The sequence below is a fragment of the Niallia sp. Marseille-Q9988 genome, from assembly GCF_976954375.1.
The window spans coordinates 417,954-436,365 of sequence record NZ_CDRJSZ010000001.1 but is presented as its reverse complement, the minus strand read 5'-3'; the positions used below and the strand labels follow the sequence as shown (position 1 = coordinate 436,365).

Genomic DNA, 18,412 nt, shown 5'->3' with positions numbered 1-18,412 from the left:
TGGAAAACCCTTTTTCTTTTTGTCTTATAAAAACAGGCTTTTAAGCCTATTTTATAAGATGTTAATAGATGTACTATAACGTTTGATTTGAGGGGTGAATCAGTTGACAGGTCAACTTGTTCAGTATGGACGACACCGCCAGCGGAGAAGCTACGCACGTATTAGTGAGGTTTTAGAATTACCAAATCTTATTGAAATCCAAACCTCTTCCTATCAATGGTTTTTAGATGAGGGATTGCGAGAAATGTTCCAGGACATTTCACCTATTGAAGATTTTACTGGCAATTTATCACTTGATTTCATTGATTACAGCTTAGGTGATCCTAAGTATTCAGTGGAAGAATCGAAAGAGCGAGATGTTACATATTCTGCACCTTTGCGTGTGAAGGTCCGTCTTGTGAATAAAGAAACAGGAGAAGTAAAAGACCAAGATGTATTCATGGGTGATTTCCCGCTTATGACTGAAACTGGTACTTTTGTTATTAATGGTGCGGAACGTGTTATCGTTTCTCAGTTAGTACGTTCTCCAAGTGTATATTATAATGGGAAACTCGATAAAAACGGGAAAAAAGGATTTACCGCAACGGTTATTCCTAACCGTGGAGCATGGCTAGAGTATGAAACAGATGCAAAGGATGTTGTATATGTACGTATTGACCGTACACGTAAACTTCCGGTTACTGTTCTGTTGCGTGCATTAGGATTCGGTTCTGATCAGGAGATTCTTGAACTGATTGGTGACAACGAATATTTACGCAATACTTTAGAAAAGGATAACACTGAAGGAACAGACAAAGCGCTACTAGAAATTTATGAGCGTCTGCGTCCTGGTGAACCGCCTACTGTTGAAAACGCAAAAAGTCTATTGGTATCAAGATTCTTTGATCCAAAAAGATATGATCTTGCAAATGTAGGACGCTATAAAATTAATAAAAAGCTTCATATAAAAAATAGATTGTTTGGTCAACGCCTGGCAGAAACACTAGTGGACCCTGAAACAGGAGAAATCATTGCTGAAAAAGGAACACTTCTAGATCGCCGTGCACTTGATCGTATTATTCCAAATCTAGAAAACAATATCGGATTTAAAAAACTAAGCCCTTATGGTGGTGTTTTAGAGGATGATGTTGTTGTTCAATCGGTAAAAATTTACTCACCATTGGATGAGGGAGATAAAGAAATTAATGTTATTAGTAATGCATATGTAGAAGAAGCTGTGAAAAACATCTCTCCTGCAGATATTATTGCTTCCATCAGTTATTTCTTTAACTTATTACATGGTGTTGGTTTAACAGATGATATTGACCATTTAGGTAACAGACGTTTACGCTCTGTAGGTGAATTGTTACAAAACCAATTCCGTATTGGTTTATCTAGAATGGAGCGTGTTGTTCGCGAAAGAATGTCTATTCAAGATACGAATACGATTACGCCGCAACAACTAATCAACATTAGACCTGTTATTGCATCCATTAAAGAATTCTTTGGAAGCTCTCAGCTTTCTCAATTTATGGACCAAACAAATCCATTGGCTGAATTGACCCATAAACGTCGTCTTTCTGCCTTAGGACCTGGTGGTTTAACAAGAGAACGCGCAGGAATGGAAGTTCGTGACGTTCACTATTCTCACTATGGCCGTATGTGTCCGATTGAAACACCTGAGGGACCAAATATTGGTTTGATTAACTCTTTATCTTCTTATGCAAAAGTGAATAGATTCGGGTTTATTGAAACACCATATCGACGTGTTGATCCTGAAACAGGTAAAGTATCATCAAGAATTGATTATTTAACTGCTGATGAACAAGATAACTACGTTGTTGCCCAAGCAAACTCTCGTTTAGGAGAAGATGGTTCTTTCTTAGATGAAGATGTAGTTGCACGTTTCCGTGATGAGAACGTTGTTGTTAAGCGTGAGCGTATAGACTATATGGACGTTTCTCCAAAGCAGGTTGTATCTGCTGCGACAGCATGTATCCCATTCTTAGAAAACGATGACTCTAACCGTGCCTTGATGGGTGCGAACATGCAACGTCAAGCAGTACCTTTAATGCAACCAGAAGCTCCAAGAGTAGGAACTGGAATGGAGTACGTTTCAGGAAAAGACTCTGGTGCAGCGGTTATCTGTAAGCATCCTGGTATTGTTGAACATGTAGAAGCACGTGAAGTTTGGGTTAGACGTATTTCGGAAGTAGATGGTCAAGAGGTTAAAGGAAATCTTGATAAATATAAAATGCTTAAATTTGTTCGTTCAAACCAAGGTACATGCTATAACCAACGCCCAATTGTTGCTGTTGGAAACAAAGTAACAAAAGGGGAAGTTCTAGCAGATGGACCTTCTATGGAGCTTGGTGAATTAGCACTTGGTCGTAACGTATTAGTTGCCTTTATGACATGGGACGGATACAACTACGAGGATGCTATTATCATGAGCGAACGCTTAGTAAAAGATGATGTATATACTTCTATTCATATTGAAGAATATGAATCAGAATCTCGTGATACAAAGTTAGGGCCGGAAGAAATTACACGTGATATCCCGAATGTCGGGGAAGATGCATTACGCAACTTAGATGATCGCGGTATTATTCGCATCGGTGCAGAAGTGAAAGATGGAGATTTACTAGTTGGTAAAGTTACACCTAAAGGGGTAACAGAATTAACAGCTGAAGAACGTTTATTACATGCTATTTTTGGTGAAAAGGCTCGTGAAGTTCGTGATACAAGCTTACGTGTTCCGCATGGCGGTGGCGGTATAGTTCATGATGTTAAAGTCTTCAATAGAGAAGATGGAGACGAATTGCCACCAGGCGTTAACCAATTGGTACGTGTATATATTGTTCAAAAACGTAAAATCCATGAAGGCGATAAGATGGCTGGGCGTCACGGTAACAAAGGGGTTATCTCCCGTATTTTACCTGAAGAAGATATGCCATATTTACCAGACGGAACACCAGTTGATATCATGTTAAACCCACTAGGTGTTCCATCACGTATGAACATCGGTCAAGTATTAGAATTGCATCTTGGAATGGCTGCCAGAAGCCTGAACATCCATGTTGCATCCCCTGTATTTGATGGTGCTCGTGAGGAAGACGTATGGGAAACAATTAGAGAAGCTGGAATGGCACAAGATGCGAAAACAGTACTATATGACGGACGTTCAGGTGAACCTTTTGATAACCGTGTATCCGTTGGTGTTATGTATATGATTAAACTTGCCCACATGGTTGATGATAAACTACATGCTCGTTCTACTGGACCATATTCTTTAGTAACGCAACAACCACTAGGAGGAAAAGCTCAATTTGGTGGTCAGCGTTTTGGAGAGATGGAGGTTTGGGCGCTTGAAGCTTATGGAGCAGCTTATACTTTACAAGAAATTCTTACTGTTAAATCAGATGATGTTGTTGGTCGTGTGAAAACATATGAAGCAATTGTTAAAGGAGAGAACGTTCCAGAACCAGGTGTGCCAGAATCATTCCGCGTGTTAATGAAAGAGCTACAAAGCTTAGGGCTAGATGTAAAAATCTTATCTAGCACAGAAGAAGAAATCGAAATGAGAGACACAGACGATGATGATGATATTCATCAAGCAGAATCTCTAACTATTGTTTCGGAAACGCAAGAGCCTGAGTCAGAAAAGGTAGGCATGCAAGAATAATAAAGTAATGTACATGGCCTGTCTAAAAACGAAAGGGTCAGACTCCACTACGAAGACATCTAGATAGAAGATCCTTTTATATCTTTTATAAATAGATTATTCACGTGAGGTCAGACCCTTTTGTGACGGCCTGTCTTTGATTATAAATGTTTTTAAGAAGTTCTAAGTAAGGCAAAAGCCTGAAGATCGAAAGGGAGGTAGGACCCTTGTTGGATGTTAATAATTTTGAATATATGAAAATAGGTCTAGCTTCACCAGACAAAATCCGTTCTTGGTCATTTGGTGAAGTCAAAAAGCCAGAAACAATTAACTATCGTACTTTAAAACCGGAAAAAGATGGCTTGTTCTGTGAGCGTATTTTTGGTCCTACAAAAGACTGGGAATGTCACTGTGGTAAATACAAGCGTGTTAGATATAAAGGCGTAGTTTGTGATCGATGTGGAGTGGAAGTTACTCGTGCAAAAGTTCGTCGTGAGCGTATGGGTCACATCGAATTAGCAGCTCCAGTTTCACATATTTGGTATTTTAAAGGAATCCCTAGCCGTATGGGACTTGTTTTAGATATGTCTCCACGTGCATTGGAAGAAGTTATTTATTTTGCTTCTTATGTAGTAACAGATCCAGGCGATACTGCTTTAGAGAAAAAACAACTTCTATCTGAAAAGGAATATAGAGCATACCGCGATAAATATGGTGTGAAATTCCAAGCTTCTATGGGAGCTGAAGCAATCAAAAAGCTACTATCTGATATTGATTTAAATAAAGATGTAGATGCACTAAAAGAAGAATTGAAAACTGCGCAAGGTCAAAGAAGAACTCGTGCCATTAAAAGACTAGAAGTATTAGAAGCGTTCCGTGGTTCTGGTAATGAGCCTTCTTGGATGATTCTTGATGTACTTCCAGTAATTCCTCCAGAATTGCGTCCAATGGTTCAATTGGATGGTGGACGTTTTGCAACATCTGACTTAAATGATTTATATCGTCGTGTTATTAACCGTAATAACCGTTTAAAAAGATTATTAGATTTAGGAGCACCAAGCATTATCGTTCAAAACGAAAAACGTATGCTTCAAGAAGCTGTTGATGCGTTAATCGATAATGGTCGTCGTGGACGTCCGGTAACTGGTCCTGGTAACAGACCGCTTAAATCTCTATCTCACATGCTAAAAGGGAAGCAAGGACGTTTCCGTCAAAACTTATTAGGAAAACGTGTTGACTATTCTGGACGTTCTGTTATTGTCGTTGGTCCTAACTTAAAGATGTATCAATGTGGCCTTCCTAGAGAAATGGCAATTGAATTGTTTAAGCCTTTTGTAATGAAAGAGTTAGTAGAAAAAGGAATTGCTCATAATATTAAATCTGCAAAGAGAAAAATCGAAAGACTTCAGCCTGAAGTGTGGGATGTGCTTGAAGAAGTAATTAAAGAGCATCCAGTATTGCTTAACCGTGCCCCAACTCTACATAGATTGGGAATCCAAGCGTTTGAACCAACTTTAGTAGAAGGCCGTGCGATTCGTCTTCATCCGCTAGTATGTACAGCATACAACGCTGACTTTGACGGAGACCAAATGGCTGTTCACGTTCCTTTATCTTCTGAAGCTCAAGCGGAAGCTCGTTTACTTATGCTTGCAGCTCAAAACATCTTGAACCCTAAAGATGGTAAACCAGTTGTTACTCCTTCTCAGGATATGGTATTAGGAAACTATTATCTAACATTAGAACGTGAAGGTGCAGTTGGAGAAGGTATGATCTTCAATGATACGAACGAAGCTGTTTTGGCATATCAAAATGGTTATGTACATTTACACACACGTGTAGCAGTACGCGCTACCTCTTTAAACAATGAAACATTCACGGAAGAGCAAAATAAGCAATTGTTATTAACAACTGTTGGTAAGCTAGTATTCAATGAAATTTTACCAAAATCTTTCCCGTATATTAACGAACCAACTAAAACAAACTTAGAAGAAAAAACTCCTGAACGATACTTTGTAGAGCCAGGTGTAGATGTGCCAGCTGCTATTAAAGAGTTGCCAATCATAGAACCGTTTAAAAAGAAAATTTTAGGGAATATAATCGCTGAAGTATTTAAACGTTTCAAGATTACGGAAACTTCTAAGATGTTGGATAGAATGAAGGATCTAGGATTTAAGCATTCTACCAAAGCTGGTATTACTGTTGGTGTGGCCGACATCGTTGTATTAGGTGAAAAACAAGAAATTATCGATGAAGCACAAGGTAAAGTCGATAATGTCATGAAGCAATTTAGACGTGGATTAATCACAGAGGAAGAGCGTTATGATCGCGTAATTTCTATCTGGAGCGCAGCGAAAGATACAATTCAAGCGAAGCTAATGAAATCCTTAGATAAACGAAATCCTATCTTTATGATGAGTGACTCTGGTGCCCGTGGTAACGCATCTAACTTTACACAGCTTGCTGGTATGCGTGGTTTGATGGCCAACCCGGCTGGTAGAATTATTGAGTTACCGATTATTTCAAGTTTCCGTGAAGGATTAACGGTATTAGAGTACTTTATCTCTACTCACGGAGCACGTAAAGGTCTTGCTGATACAGCGTTAAAAACAGCAGACTCTGGTTACTTAACTCGTCGTCTAGTAGATGTAGCACAAGATGTCATTGTACGCGAAGATGATTGCGGCACAGATAGAGGATTGTTAGTTGCTGCTCTTAAAGAGGGTACAGAAATTATCGAATCTCTTGATGAGCGTTTAATTGGTAGATATGCAAGAAAATCAATTAAACATCCAGAAACGAATGAAGTTATTGTTCCTGAAAATGGACTTATCACAGAAGACTTAGCAGTAGAAATTGTAGAGGCGAATATCGAAGAAGTATGGATTCGTTCTGCATTTACATGTAATACACGTCATGGTGTATGTAAAAAATGTTATGGTCGCAACCTAGCAACAGGCCAAGAGGTGGAAGTAGGAGAAGCTGTTGGTATTATAGCGGCACAATCTATCGGGGAACCAGGTACACAGTTAACAATGCGTACATTCCATACAGGTGGAGTTGCAGGGGACGATATCACACAAGGTTTACCTCGTATTCAGGAGATATTTGAAGCTCGTAATCCAAAAGGGCAAGCAGTTATTACTGAAATGGCAGGGGTAATTGTTGGTATCAATGAAGGCAGAGACCGTCAACATGAAATTGTTGTTCAAGGTGAATTAGAAACTAGAACATATACTGCTCCTTACACAGCAAGATTGAAAGTTAAGATCGATGATGTTGTAGAACAAGGACAAGAATTAACAGAGGGTTCTATTGATCCGAAAGAATTAATTAAAGTGAAAAACGTTACAGCAGTACAAGAGTATCTACTTCGCGAAGTACAAAAAGTATATCGTATGCAAGGGGTAGAAATTGGGGATAAACACGTAGAAGTAATGGTTCGCCAAATGTTACGTAAAATCAGAGTAGTGGATGCTGGTGAGACAGATGTATTACCAGGTACACTATTAGATATTCACCAATTTACTGATGCTAACGCAAAAGCTTTAAGAGAAGGTAAGCTTCCAGCAACAGGTAGACCAGTATTGCTTGGTATTACAAAAGCATCTCTTGAAACTGATTCATTCTTATCGGCTGCATCGTTCCAAGAAACTACAAGAGTTCTGACAGATGCTGCTATTAAAGGAAAACGTGATGAATTACTAGGATTAAAAGAGAATGTAATTATTGGTAAATTAGTTCCAGCTGGAACTGGTATGCCAAGATACAGACATGCTGAACCTATTACAGCAGAAGAACTAACAGAAGAGTCAATTACTGTAGAGTAATTAGCGATAAAGCATTTATTTTAGAAAAAAGAAAGTGGTTAATACGAGGATTATCGATTCTATCATTTAGGAAAGAGTCGATAATCCTCGTAAACCATAACTTTTAGGAATATCTATTAAAGTTTTTCAGGAAAATAATTGACATCTAATTTTATAGATGATACTATATCAAAGGTGCTCCTATTTCACCTGTTGCTTTGGAGGATATAAAAATGTCTTATGAAAAAGTACTACAGGCAAGTAAGATAGTAGTAGGAACAAAGCAAACAGTAAAAGCGTTAAAAAAAGGAATAGCGACAGAGGTTATTGTTGCTGAAGATGCTGATCCAATATTAATTAGAAAAGTATCTGAAATAGCCAAAGAAGTTAATGTTCCCATTATACTTGTTGAATCCATGAAGAAGCTAGGCGAATCATGTGGAATAGAAGTAGGCGCAGCAACTGTTGCCATAATTAATTAAAACTGTTTTTATGGAAAATACCATGAAAACTTTGTTTTTGCCCTAATATGAACCACCTGGATGTGTGGGCTTCAAACATAAAGGAAGGGAGGAAAAAGAAATGCCTACAATTAACCAATTAGTACGCAAACCTCGTCAATCTGCTGAAGAGAAGTCGAAGTCTCCTGCGTTAAACAAAGGTTATAACAGTTTCAAAAAAGCACAAACAAACGTATCTTCACCTCAAAAACGTGGGGTATGTACTCGTGTTGGTACAATGACACCGAAAAAACCAAACTCTGCATTACGTAAATATGCACGTGTTCGTTTAACAAATGGTATCGAAGTAACAGCATACATTCCTGGTATTGGTCACAACCTACAAGAACACAGTGTTGTACTAATCCGTGGAGGACGTGTAAAAGACTTACCGGGGGTACGTTATCATATCGTACGCGGTGCTCTAGATACTGCTGGTGTTAACAACCGTATGCAAGGTCGTTCTAAATACGGTACTAAAAAACCAAAAGCAGCTAAAAAATAATAAATTTGATTTTATAGCATAATTGAAAGGAGGAAATCAAATGCCACGTAAAGGTCCTGTAGCAAAAAGAGACGTGTTACCAGATCCGATATACAATTCTAAGCTTGTATCTCGTTTAATCAATAAAATGATGATCGATGGTAAAAGAGGAAAAGCACAAGCTATTCTATATTCAGCATTCGAAATCGTTGCTGAGCGTTCTGGAAAAGAAGCGATTGAAGTATTTGATCAAGCATTAAAGAATATCATGCCAGTTCTTGAAGTAAGAGCACGCCGTGTTGGTGGTTCTAACTATCAAGTTCCAGTGGAGGTTCGTCCTGAAAGACGTACAACTTTAGGTCTTCGCTGGTTAGTTAACTATGCTCGTCTTCGCGGTGAGAAAACAATGGAAGAGAGACTAGCTAACGAAATCCTAGATGCAGCAAACAACACTGGTGCATCTGTGAAAAAGCGTGAAGATACACACAAAATGGCTGAAGCAAACAAAGCGTTTGCTCACTATCGTTGGTAAGATTATAATTCATAAAAATACTTTCAATATGAAAGGAGAAAGACCAAATGGCAAGAGAGTTCTCCTTAGAAAACACTCGTAATATTGGTATCATGGCACATATCGATGCTGGTAAAACGACTACAACTGAGCGTGTACTTTATTACACTGGTCGTATCCACAAAATTGGTGAAACTCACGAAGGTGCATCTCAAATGGACTGGATGGAGCAAGAACAAGAGCGTGGAATTACCATTACATCAGCTGCAACAACTGCACAATGGAAAGGTAACCGTGTAAACATTATCGATACTCCAGGGCACGTAGACTTCACAGTTGAAGTTGAACGTTCTCTACGTGTACTTGATGGTGCTGTTGCAGTACTTGATGCTCAATCAGGTGTTGAGCCACAAACAGAAACAGTTTGGCGTCAAGCAACAACTTACGGTGTACCTCGTGTAGTATTCGTAAACAAAATGGATAAAATTGGGGCAGACTTCCTTTATTCATTAAAAACTTTACATGATCGTTTACAAGCAAACGCTCATGCAATCCAACTACCGATTGGTGCTGAAGATCAATTCGAAGGTATCATTGATTTAGTTGAAATGAAAGCGACTTTCTACGGAAATGACCTTGGTACAGATATTCAAGAACGTGAAATTCCAGAAGAGTACAAAGAGTTAGCTGATGAATACCATGAGAAATTGGTTGAAGCAGTAGCTGAACTTGATGAAGAACTTATGGAAAAATATCTTGGTGGTGAAGAAATCACTACTGATGAGTTAAAGGCTGCTATCCGTAAAGGTACAGTTAACGTTGAATTCTATCCAGTAATCTGTGGATCTGCTTTCAAAAACAAAGGTGTTCAAAAAATGCTTGATGCTGTAATCGAGTACTTACCATCACCATTAGATGTACCTGCAATTAAAGGTACAGCTCCTGATTCTGATGAAGTAATTGAAAAGCATTCAAGTGATGATGAACCATTTGCAGCTCTTGCGTTTAAAGTAATGACAGACCCATTTGTTGGTAAACTGACATTTTTCCGTGTATATTCTGGTACATTGAGCTCAGGTTCATATGTACAAAACTCTACAAAAGGCAAACGTGAGCGTGTAGGACGTATCCTACAGATGCATGCAAACAGCCGTCAAGAGATTACAGAAGTATATGCTGGTGATATCGCAGCAGCTGTAGGTTTAAAAGATACTACAACTGGAGATACTCTATGTGATGAAAAAGATTTAGTAATCTTAGAGTCCATGGAATTCCCAGAACCAGTTATCGAATTGTCTATCGAGCCAAAATCAAAAGCTGACCAAGACAAAATGACAACTGCTCTACAAAAATTACAAGAAGAAGATCCAACATTCCGTGCACATACTAACCAGGAAACTGGTCAGGTTATCATTGCAGGTATGGGTGAACTTCACTTAGATATTCTTGTAGACCGTATGCGTCGTGAATTCAAGGTTGAGGCTAATGTTGGTGCTCCTCAGGTTGCTTACCGTGAAACATTCCGTTCTTCTGCAGCAGTTGAAGGGAAATTCACTCGTCAATCTGGTGGTCGTGGACAATATGGTCACGTTTGGATTGAGTTTGCACCAAACGAAGAAGGTAAAGGATTCGAATTTGAAAATGCTATCGTCGGTGGTGTTGTTCCTCGTGAATACATTGCTCCAGTTCAAGCTGGTCTAGAAGATGCATTACAAAGAGGAGTACTTGCTGGTTATCCATTGGTAGATATCAAAGCTAAATTATTTGATGGATCATACCATGATGTTGACTCATCTGAAATGGCGTTCAAAATCGCTGCTTCAATGGCATTGAAAAATGCAGCATCTAAATGTAATCCTGTAATTCTTGAGCCTGTTATGAAAGTAGAAGTTATCATTCCGGAAGAATACATGGGTGATATCATGGGTAACATTACTTCACGTCGTGGACGTGTTGAAGGTATGGAAGCTCGTGGTAACGCACAAGTAGTTCGTGCAATGGTTCCACTTTCTGAAATGTTTGGTTATGCTACGACATTACGTTCAAGCACGCAAGGTCGTGGGGTATTCTCAATGGTGTTCGATCATTATGAAGAAGTACCAAAATCAATCTCTGAAGAGATCATCAAAAAAAATAAAGGGTAATTGTTGATTTTACCTTTTTAATGAAGTATAACTACTATGTAAGCAATAAAGCTGTGATGAATATTCACAGCTCTATAAAAATACTTAATTTTTTTAAAATCAAAGGAGGATTTTCCTAATGGCAAAAGCTAAATACGATCGTTCTAAGCCACACGTAAATATTGGAACTATTGGTCACGTTGACCATGGTAAAACTACATTAACAGCTGCTATCACAACTGTACTTTCTAAAGTGGGTGGCGGTGAAGCACGCGGATATGATCAAATCGACGCTGCTCCAGAAGAGCGCGAGCGTGGAATTACAATCTCAACTGCACACGTTGAGTATGAAACAGCTACTCGTCACTATGCACACGTTGACTGCCCAGGACATGCTGACTATGTTAAAAACATGATCACTGGTGCTGCTCAAATGGATGGCGGTATCTTAGTAGTATCAGCTACTGATGGTCCTATGCCACAAACTCGTGAGCACATCCTTCTTTCTCGTCAAGTTGGTGTACCTCACTTAGTAGTATTCTTAAACAAATGTGATATGGTTGATGATGAAGAACTATTAGAATTAGTAGAAATGGAAGTACGTGACCTATTATCAGAATATGAATTCCCTGGTGATGATATTCCTGTAATCAAAGGTTCAGCTCTTAAAGCTCTTGAAGGTGAAGCTGCTTGGGAAGAAAAAATCACTGAGCTTATGGCTGCAGTTGACGAATATATCCCAACACCAACTCGTGATACTGACAAACCATTCATGATGCCAGTTGAGGATGTATTCTCTATCACTGGTCGTGGTACAGTTGCTACTGGTCGTGTTGAGCGTGGACAAGTTAAAGTTGGTGACGTTGTAGACATCATCGGTTTAGCTGAAGAAAAAAAATCAACTACTGTAACTGGTGTTGAAATGTTCCGTAAATTACTTGATTATGCTGAAGCTGGAGATAACATCGGTGCACTTCTTCGTGGGGTTGCTCGTGAAGATATCCAACGTGGTCAAGTATTAGCAAAACCAGGTACTATTACTCCACACGTAAAATTCAAAGCTGAAGTTTACGTATTATCAAAAGAAGAAGGTGGACGTCATACTCCATTCTTCACAAACTACCGTCCTCAGTTCTACTTCCGTACAACTGACGTAACTGGTATTTGTAACTTACCTGAAGGTGTAGAAATGGTTATGCCTGGCGATAACATCGAAATGGATGTTGAATTAATTTCTTCTATCGCTATTGAAGAAGGAACTAAATTCTCAATCCGTGAAGGTGGACGTACAGTAGGCGCTGGTGTAGTTGCTACTATCGTTGAGTAATAACATTTAAAAAAACAAGCTGATTCGTCAGCTTGTTTTTTTGTGCTTAAAAGTAAGTAATCTATGAAAAGAATACTAGGATCAAATAAGTAAGTTAAACAACTCCTTTATTAGAATGAAAGGTATTTAATGTAATAATAAGTATAAGTGTTTACTATTGAAATAATTAGCTATAATAGATAAAAGTATTTATATAGAAGGAAATAGATTTTCCATAATCTTTCTATTTAAACAGCAATCCATTTTTGTTAGAATAAAAAAGTCGCAAAATGATTGGTTCGATTGAAAGATCATTAGCGTCTAATTGACTGACTATTGTACATTGGGTTGAAATATCAGCTTAGAATATGTATAATAATCTGAGTGTACTAAAACGAAAGAAAAATAATAAATGTTGTTGCTTTTCTAGGCGTTTTTATGTATAATAGACAATGTTGGTCTTTGACTGCGATGATGCGGGAGGTTGCTGACACACCCGGCCGCTTTGCCATGGCGAGTGTGTGGGAAATTCCTGCGGAGAATGTCTATTCTAAAATAGGCGAAAAGGAGGGAAAATAATGGCAAAACAAAAAATTCGTATTCGTTTAAAAGCGTATGATCATAGAATTTTAGATCAATCAGCAGAGAAAATCGTTGAAACTGCAAAACGTTCTGGTGCTGCTGTATCTGGACCGATTCCGTTACCAACAGAAAAGTCTATATACACTATCCTACGTGCGGTTCATAAATATAAAGATTCTCGTGAACAATTTGAAATGCGTACGCATAAACGTCTAATCGACATCGTGAACCCAACTCCACAAACAGTTGATTCACTAATGCGTCTGGATTTACCATCAGGTGTAGATATCGAAATTAAATTATAATTGAAATAAACATTTAAACTATCAGGAGGTGTGACTTAAATGACCAAAGGAATCTTAGGAAGAAAAATAGGTATGACTCAAGTATTTGCTGAAAATGGCAACCTTATCCCTGTAACAGTAGTTGAAGCTGCTGAGAATATTGTTCTTCAAAAGAAAACTGTTGAAGCTGATGACTATACAGCAGTTCAAATCGGTTTTGAAAACAAACGTGAAAAGTTAGCTAATAAACCTGAACAAGGGCATGTTGCTAAAGCAAGTACTGCTCCTAAGCGCTTCGTTCGTGAATTCAGAGATGTTAGCGTGGATGAGTATGAGGTTGGTCAAGAAGTCAAAGTAAGTATTTTCGCAGAAGGCGATGTAGTAGATGTAACAGGTATCTCTAAAGGGAAAGGTTTCCAAGGTTCAATCAAGCGCCATGGACAATCACGTGGACCAATGGCTCACGGATCTCGTTATCATCGTCGCCCAGGTTCAATGGGACCTGTTGCACCAAACCGTGTATTTAAAGGGAAAGCATTACCTGGTCGTATGGGTGGAGAACAAATCACAGTTCAAAACTTAGAAATCGTTAAAGTAGATACAGAACGCAATCTTCTATTAATTAAAGGTAATGTACCTGGAGCAAGAAAAGCTTTATTAAAAATCAAAACTGCTGTTAAAGCATAATTATTAATCTGGAAAGGAGGAAATAAGAATGCCTAAAGTTGCATTATTCAACCAAGACGGTACGCAAGCTGGAGATATCGAATTAAATGAATCAGTATTTGGTATCGAGCCTAACAATCATGTTTTATTTGAAGCTGTTGTTATGCAAAGAGCTTCATTACGTCAAGGAACTCATAAAACTAAAATTCGTTCTGAGGTTGCTGGTGGTGGACGTAAGCCATGGCGCCAAAAGGGTACAGGACGTGCACGTCAAGGATCTATCAGATCTCCACAATGGCGTGGTGGTGGAACAGTATTTGGACCAGTTCCACGTAGCTATAGCTACAAACTACCTAAAAAGGTTCGTAGACTAGCAATTAAATCTGCATTATCTGCTAAAGTATTAGAAGAAAATATTTTAGTATTACAAAGCCTTGCTTTTGATGCACCTAAAACGAAAGAATTCAAAGCGGTACTAGGTAATCTTTCTGTTGAAAAGAAAGCATTAATCGTTACAGCTGATCTTGATGAGAACGTAGCATTATCTGCTCGTAACATCCCGGGGGTAACAGTTGTTACTGCTACTGGAATTACAGTTTTAGATGTTTTAAACCATGATAAATTAATCATGACAAAAGCAGCGGTTGAAAAAGTAGAGGAGGTGCTTGCATAATGGATGCACGCGATACGATTAAGCGCCCCGTTATCACTGAACGTTCTACTGATTTAATGGTTGACAAAAAATACACGTTTGAAGTTGATGTAAGAGCTAATAAAACTCAAGTTAAAGATGCAGTTGAAGAAATCTTTGGCGTTAAAGTTGAAAAAGTAAACATCATGAACTATAAAGGTAAATTCAAACGTATGGGACGTTTTGGTGGATACACAAACAAACGTCGTAAGGCAATTGTTAAATTAACAGCTGACAGCAAAGAAATCGAATTCTTTGAAGCTTAATAATAATATTTAGAAGAGGAGGGAACACAAATGGCGATTAAAAAATATAAACCTACCTCCAATGGTCGACGTAACATGACGTCTTCTGACTTTAGTGAAATCACTACAAGTACTCCAGAAAAGTCATTGCTTGCTCCTTTACACAGAAAAGGCGGCCGTAATAACCAAGGTAAGTTAACTGTTCGTCATCAAGGTGGAGGTCATAAGCGTCAATATCGTGTTATCGATTTTAAACGTGACAAAGATGGCGTTCCAGGACGCGTTGCTACAATTGAGTATGATCCAAACAGATCTGCTAACATCGCGCTAATCAATTATGTAGATGGTGAAAAACGCTACATTCTTGCACCTAAAAATTTAGAAATTGGATTAGAAGTTATGTCAGGACCTGAGGCTGATATCAAGCCGGGTAATGCATTACCACTTGCTAACATTCCAGTTGGTACAGTAATCCACAACATCGAGTTAAAGCCAGGTAAAGGTGGACAATTAGTTCGCTCTGCTGGAACAAGCGCTCAAGTGCTTGGTAAAGAAGGTAAATACGTACTTGTACGTTTAAACTCTGGTGAAGTTCGTTTAATCCTTGCTACATGCCGTGCTTCTATCGGTCAAGTTGGTAATGAACAACACGAACTAATCAACATTGGTAAAGCAGGTCGTAATCGTTGGTTAGGTAAACGCCCAACTGTACGTGGATCTGTAATGAACCCTAATGACCATCCACATGGTGGTGGTGAAGGACGCGCTCCAATCGGACGTAAATCACCAATGTCTCCTTGGGGTAAACCAACACTTGGTTACAAAACGCGTAGCAAGAAGAATAAATCTGATAAATTTATTGTACGTAGCCGTAAAAAATAACGGGGTTGAACTACGGTTCAATGATAGAACCGTAGAACAATCACGAAGGGAGGTTCCATTATGGGTCGCAGCTTAAAAAAAGGACCTTTTGTTGATGATCATTTACTAACAAAGATCGAAAAATTAAGTGATAGTGATAAGAAGCAAGTTGTTAAAACTTGGTCTCGTCGTTCTACGATCTTCCCACAATTCATCGGTCAAACAATCGCTGTTTATGATGGTCGTAAACATGTGCCAGTTTATGTTACTGAAGACATGGTAGGTCACAAACTTGGAGAATTTGCTCCAACTCGTACTTACAAAGGTCATGCAAGTGACGATAAGAAAACAAGACGTTAATGAGAGGAGGGCATTCCAATGCAAGCAAAAGCTGTTGCAAATACAGTTCGTATTGCTCCTCGTAAAGCTCGTTTAGTCGTAGATTTAATTCGAGGAAAGCAAGTTGGTGAAGCGGTAGCTATTTTGAAGTTAACTCCAAAGGCAGCTTCTCCAATCGTAGAGAAAGTTCTAAAATCTGCTGTTGCTAATGCAGAGCATAACTACGAAATGGATATTAATAACCTAGTGGTTGAGCAAGCATATGTTAATGAGGGACCAACTCTAAAGAGATTTCGTCCACGTGCACAAGGTCGTGCAAGTCAAATTAACAAACGCACTAGCCATATTACTATCGTTTTATCAGAAAAGAAGGAGGGGTAATTAGTGGGTCAAAAAGTAAATCCAGTCGGTTTACGTGTTGGGATCATTCGTGACTGGGAATCTAAATGGTTCGCAGGTAAAGACTATGCTGATCTTTTACACGAAGACCTAAAGGTACGTGAGTATATTACAAAACGCCTAAGCGATGCTTCTGTTTCTAAAGTAGAAATCGAGCGTGCAGCAAACCGCTTAAATGTTACTATCCACACTGCTAAACCAGGTATGGTTATTGGTAAAGGTGGTACAGAAGTTGAAGCTTTACGTAAAGCTCTTAACTCACTTACTGGCAAACGTGTACACATCAATATCTTAGAAATTAAAAGAGCAGACATGGATGCTAAACTAGTTGCTGAGAACATTGCTCGTCAATTAGAAAATCGTGTTTCCTTCCGTCGTGCTCAAAAACAAGCGATCCAACGCTCAATGCGCTCTGGAGCTAAAGGTATTAAAACAATGGTATCAGGTCGTCTAGGTGGCGCAGATATCGCACGTTCAGAGTCTTATAGCGAAGGAACTGTTCCATTGCACACTCTACGCGCAGATATCGATTATGCAACTGCTGAAGCTGATACAACTTATGGTAAATTAGGTGTAAAAGTTTGGATCTATCGTGGAGAGATCCTTCCAACGAAGAAGAAAACTGAGGAAGGAGGCAAATAATATGTTACTACCTAAACGTGTAAAATATCGTCGTGTACACCGTGGTAAAATGCGTGGTCAAGCAAAAGGTGGTACAGAAGTTGCGTTCGGTGAATATGGTCTACAATCTTTAGAAGCTTCTTGGATTACAAACCGTCAAATCGAATCTGCTCGTATTGCAATGACACGTTATATGAAACGTGGCGGTAAAGTTTGGATTAAAATTTTCCCACATAAGCCTTACACTGCTAAGCCTCTAGAAGTCCGAATGGGTTCCGGTAAGGGTGCTCCTGAAGGTTGGGTTGCAGTAGTTAAGCCTGGAAAAATATTGTTCGAAGTTGCTGGTGTATCTGAAGAGATCGCTCGTGAAGCACTTCGTCTTGCAGCGCACAAACTTCCTGTTAAATGTAAGTTTGTAAAACGTGAAGAAATTGGTGGTGAAACTAATGAAAGCTAATGAAATTCGTGACCTTACCACTGCTGAAATTGAACAAAAAGTTAAATCCTTAAAAGAAGAGCTTTTCAACCTTCGCTTTCAATTAGCGACTGGACAACTTGAAAATACAGCTCGCATTCGTGAAGTACGCAAAGCGATCGCTCGAATGAAAACTGTCATTCGTGAGAGAGAAATCGGCGTCAATAATCGATAAGTTGAGAGGAGGTTCGTAGAATGAGCGAACGCAATCAACGCAAAGTCTATACTGGTCGTGTTGTATCTGATAAAATGGATAAAACCATTACAGTTGTTGTTGAAACATACAAAAAACACCCATTATACGGCAAACGCGTGAAATACTCTAAGAAGTATAAAGCTCATGATGAGCAAAACACAGCAAAAACTGGCGATATCGTACGTATTATGGAAACTCGCCCATTATCAGCTACAAAACGTTTCCGTCTTGTAGAAGTAGTAGAAAAAGCAGTTATTATATAATTGTTCGGAATTAAGCATCCCGAAGGGAGGTTACACACATGATTCAACAAGAATCACGTTTGAAAGTTGCTGACAACTCTGGTGCTCGTGAAGTACTTACTATTAAAGTTCTTGGTGGTTCAGGACGTAAAACTGCAAACATCGGTGATATCATCGTTGTTACTGTGAAACAAGCAACACCAGGTGGCGTTGTTAAAAAAGGTGAAGTAGTAAAAGCAGTAGTCGTTAGAACTAAAAGTGGTGTTCGTCGTGCTGACGGTACTTACATTCGTTTCGATGAAAACGCATGTGTAATTATCCGTGATGATAAGAGTCCACGTGGAACACGTATCTTTGGACCAGTTGCACGCGAACTTCGCGACAATAACTTTATGAAGATTGTATCATTAGCTCCAGAAGTACTATAATATAAATTTT

The 18,412-nt window shown here is 38.8% G+C and carries 19 protein-coding genes; all 19 read left to right on the top strand.

What is annotated here, in order from left to right; translation table 11 throughout:
• The first annotated feature begins 103 nt into the window (after positions 1 to 103).
• The 19 genes from rpoB (at position 104) to rplN (ending at position 18,402) form a co-directional block, all read left to right on the top strand.
• Positions 104 to 3,664 (top strand): DNA-directed RNA polymerase subunit beta, encoded by a 3,561-nt coding sequence (gene rpoB / locus ACWNMZ_RS02205; RefSeq protein ID WP_031537892.1) that lies wholly within the window; start codon positions 104 to 106, stop codon positions 3,662 to 3,664.
• Between the two features lie 206 nt (positions 3,665 to 3,870).
• Positions 3,871 to 7,470, top strand: a complete 3,600-nt coding sequence (rpoC, locus tag ACWNMZ_RS02200; protein ID WP_031537893.1) for a DNA-directed RNA polymerase subunit beta' — start codon at positions 3,871 to 3,873, stop codon at positions 7,468 to 7,470.
• A gap of 212 nt (positions 7,471 to 7,682) precedes the next feature.
• On the top strand, positions 7,683 to 7,931 hold the full coding sequence (locus ACWNMZ_RS02195) for a 50S ribosomal protein L7ae-like protein (protein WP_031537894.1): 249 nt from the start codon (positions 7,683 to 7,685) through the stop codon (positions 7,929 to 7,931).
• Positions 7,932 to 8,031: 100 nt separating this feature from the next.
• Positions 8,032 to 8,454, top strand: a complete 423-nt coding sequence (gene rpsL / locus ACWNMZ_RS02190) for a 30S ribosomal protein S12 (RefSeq protein WP_016204553.1) — start codon at positions 8,032 to 8,034, stop codon at positions 8,452 to 8,454.
• Positions 8,455 to 8,494: 40 nt separating this feature from the next.
• Entirely contained in the window at positions 8,495 to 8,965 is a 471-nt protein-coding gene (rpsG, locus tag ACWNMZ_RS02185; protein ID WP_031537895.1) for a 30S ribosomal protein S7, read from the top strand.
• Between the two features lie 47 nt (positions 8,966 to 9,012).
• Positions 9,013 to 11,088: an elongation factor G gene (gene fusA / locus ACWNMZ_RS02180; protein ID WP_031537896.1), complete on the top strand. Its 2,076-nt coding sequence runs from the start codon at positions 9,013 to 9,015 to the stop codon at positions 11,086 to 11,088.
• 118 nt (positions 11,089 to 11,206) lie between these two features.
• Positions 11,207 to 12,394, top strand: a complete 1,188-nt coding sequence (gene tuf / locus ACWNMZ_RS02175; RefSeq protein ID WP_031537897.1) for an elongation factor Tu — start codon at positions 11,207 to 11,209, stop codon at positions 12,392 to 12,394.
• A 557-nt stretch (positions 12,395 to 12,951) separates the two neighbouring features.
• On the top strand, positions 12,952 to 13,260 hold the full coding sequence (gene rpsJ, locus ACWNMZ_RS02170; RefSeq protein ID WP_009336571.1) for a 30S ribosomal protein S10: 309 nt from the start codon (positions 12,952 to 12,954) through the stop codon (positions 13,258 to 13,260).
• 39 nt (positions 13,261 to 13,299) lie between these two features.
• Entirely contained in the window at positions 13,300 to 13,926 is a 627-nt protein-coding gene (gene rplC / locus ACWNMZ_RS02165) for a 50S ribosomal protein L3 (protein WP_031537899.1), read from the top strand.
• Positions 13,927 to 13,954: 28 nt separating this feature from the next.
• Positions 13,955 to 14,578, top strand: coding sequence for a 50S ribosomal protein L4 (gene rplD, locus ACWNMZ_RS02160; protein ID WP_031537900.1), 624 nt, complete (start codon positions 13,955 to 13,957; stop codon positions 14,576 to 14,578).
• Positions 14,578 to 14,862, top strand: a complete 285-nt coding sequence (rplW, locus tag ACWNMZ_RS02155) for a 50S ribosomal protein L23 (RefSeq protein ID WP_016204560.1) — start codon at positions 14,578 to 14,580, stop codon at positions 14,860 to 14,862. The genes rplD and rplW overlap by 1 nt, the downstream gene beginning before the upstream one ends.
• A gap of 30 nt (positions 14,863 to 14,892) precedes the next feature.
• Positions 14,893 to 15,723 (top strand): 50S ribosomal protein L2, encoded by an 831-nt coding sequence (gene rplB / locus ACWNMZ_RS02150; protein WP_251628851.1) that lies wholly within the window; start codon positions 14,893 to 14,895, stop codon positions 15,721 to 15,723.
• A 60-nt stretch (positions 15,724 to 15,783) separates the two neighbouring features.
• Entirely contained in the window at positions 15,784 to 16,062 is a 279-nt protein-coding gene (gene rpsS / locus ACWNMZ_RS02145; RefSeq protein WP_016204562.1) for a 30S ribosomal protein S19, read from the top strand.
• 18 nt (positions 16,063 to 16,080) lie between these two features.
• On the top strand, positions 16,081 to 16,422 hold the full coding sequence (gene rplV / locus ACWNMZ_RS02140; RefSeq protein ID WP_016204563.1) for a 50S ribosomal protein L22: 342 nt from the start codon (positions 16,081 to 16,083) through the stop codon (positions 16,420 to 16,422).
• A 3-nt stretch (positions 16,423 to 16,425) separates the two neighbouring features.
• The gene (rpsC, locus tag ACWNMZ_RS02135) at positions 16,426 to 17,082 is read left to right on the top strand and encodes a 30S ribosomal protein S3 (protein WP_031537903.1); all 657 of its coding nucleotides are present in this window, start codon (positions 16,426 to 16,428) and stop codon (positions 17,080 to 17,082) included.
• A 1-nt stretch (position 17,083) separates the two neighbouring features.
• A complete protein-coding gene (rplP, locus tag ACWNMZ_RS02130) occupies positions 17,084 to 17,518 on the top strand; it encodes a 50S ribosomal protein L16 (protein WP_031537904.1) in 435 nt (144 codons plus the stop codon).
• Entirely contained in the window at positions 17,508 to 17,711 is a 204-nt protein-coding gene (rpmC, locus tag ACWNMZ_RS02125; protein ID WP_003351417.1) for a 50S ribosomal protein L29, read from the top strand. The genes rplP and rpmC overlap by 11 nt, the downstream gene beginning before the upstream one ends.
• Positions 17,712 to 17,731: 20 nt before the next feature.
• Positions 17,732 to 17,995, top strand: coding sequence for a 30S ribosomal protein S17 (rpsQ, locus tag ACWNMZ_RS02120; RefSeq protein WP_031537905.1), 264 nt, complete (start codon positions 17,732 to 17,734; stop codon positions 17,993 to 17,995).
• A 38-nt stretch (positions 17,996 to 18,033) separates the two neighbouring features.
• Complete coding sequence (rplN, locus tag ACWNMZ_RS02115; protein ID WP_031537906.1) at positions 18,034 to 18,402, top strand: 50S ribosomal protein L14; 369 nt, start codon at positions 18,034 to 18,036, stop codon at positions 18,400 to 18,402.
• The last annotated feature ends 10 nt before the right edge of the window (positions 18,403 to 18,412 follow it).

What these genes read in the sequence shown, in the direction of transcription:
- rplN (WP_031537906.1), top strand. Translation starts at nt 18,034, where the DNA reads ATGATTCAACAAGAATCACGTTTGAAAGTTGCTGACAACTCTGGTGCT.
- rplW (WP_016204560.1), top strand. Translation starts at nt 14,578, where the DNA reads ATGGATGCACGCGATACGATTAAGCGCCCCGTTATCACTGAACGTTCT.
- tuf (WP_031537897.1), top strand. Translation starts at nt 11,207, where the DNA reads ATGGCAAAAGCTAAATACGATCGTTCTAAGCCACACGTAAATATTGGA.
- rpsQ (WP_031537905.1), top strand. Translation starts at nt 17,732, where the DNA reads ATGAGCGAACGCAATCAACGCAAAGTCTATACTGGTCGTGTTGTATCT.
- rplB (WP_251628851.1), top strand. Translation starts at nt 14,893, where the DNA reads ATGGCGATTAAAAAATATAAACCTACCTCCAATGGTCGACGTAACATG.
- fusA (WP_031537896.1), top strand. Translation starts at nt 9,013, where the DNA reads ATGGCAAGAGAGTTCTCCTTAGAAAACACTCGTAATATTGGTATCATG.
- rplD (WP_031537900.1), top strand. Translation starts at nt 13,955, where the DNA reads ATGCCTAAAGTTGCATTATTCAACCAAGACGGTACGCAAGCTGGAGAT.
- ACWNMZ_RS02195 (WP_031537894.1), top strand. Translation starts at nt 7,683, where the DNA reads ATGTCTTATGAAAAAGTACTACAGGCAAGTAAGATAGTAGTAGGAACA.
- rplC (WP_031537899.1), top strand. Translation starts at nt 13,300, where the DNA reads ATGACCAAAGGAATCTTAGGAAGAAAAATAGGTATGACTCAAGTATTT.
- rpsG (WP_031537895.1), top strand. Translation starts at nt 8,495, where the DNA reads ATGCCACGTAAAGGTCCTGTAGCAAAAAGAGACGTGTTACCAGATCCG.
- rpsS (WP_016204562.1), top strand. Translation starts at nt 15,784, where the DNA reads ATGGGTCGCAGCTTAAAAAAAGGACCTTTTGTTGATGATCATTTACTA.
- rpsJ (WP_009336571.1), top strand. Translation starts at nt 12,952, where the DNA reads ATGGCAAAACAAAAAATTCGTATTCGTTTAAAAGCGTATGATCATAGA.
- rpmC (WP_003351417.1), top strand. Translation starts at nt 17,508, where the DNA reads ATGAAAGCTAATGAAATTCGTGACCTTACCACTGCTGAAATTGAACAA.
- rpsL (WP_016204553.1), top strand. Translation starts at nt 8,032, where the DNA reads ATGCCTACAATTAACCAATTAGTACGCAAACCTCGTCAATCTGCTGAA.
- rplV (WP_016204563.1), top strand. Translation starts at nt 16,081, where the DNA reads ATGCAAGCAAAAGCTGTTGCAAATACAGTTCGTATTGCTCCTCGTAAA.
- rplP (WP_031537904.1), top strand. Translation starts at nt 17,084, where the DNA reads ATGTTACTACCTAAACGTGTAAAATATCGTCGTGTACACCGTGGTAAA.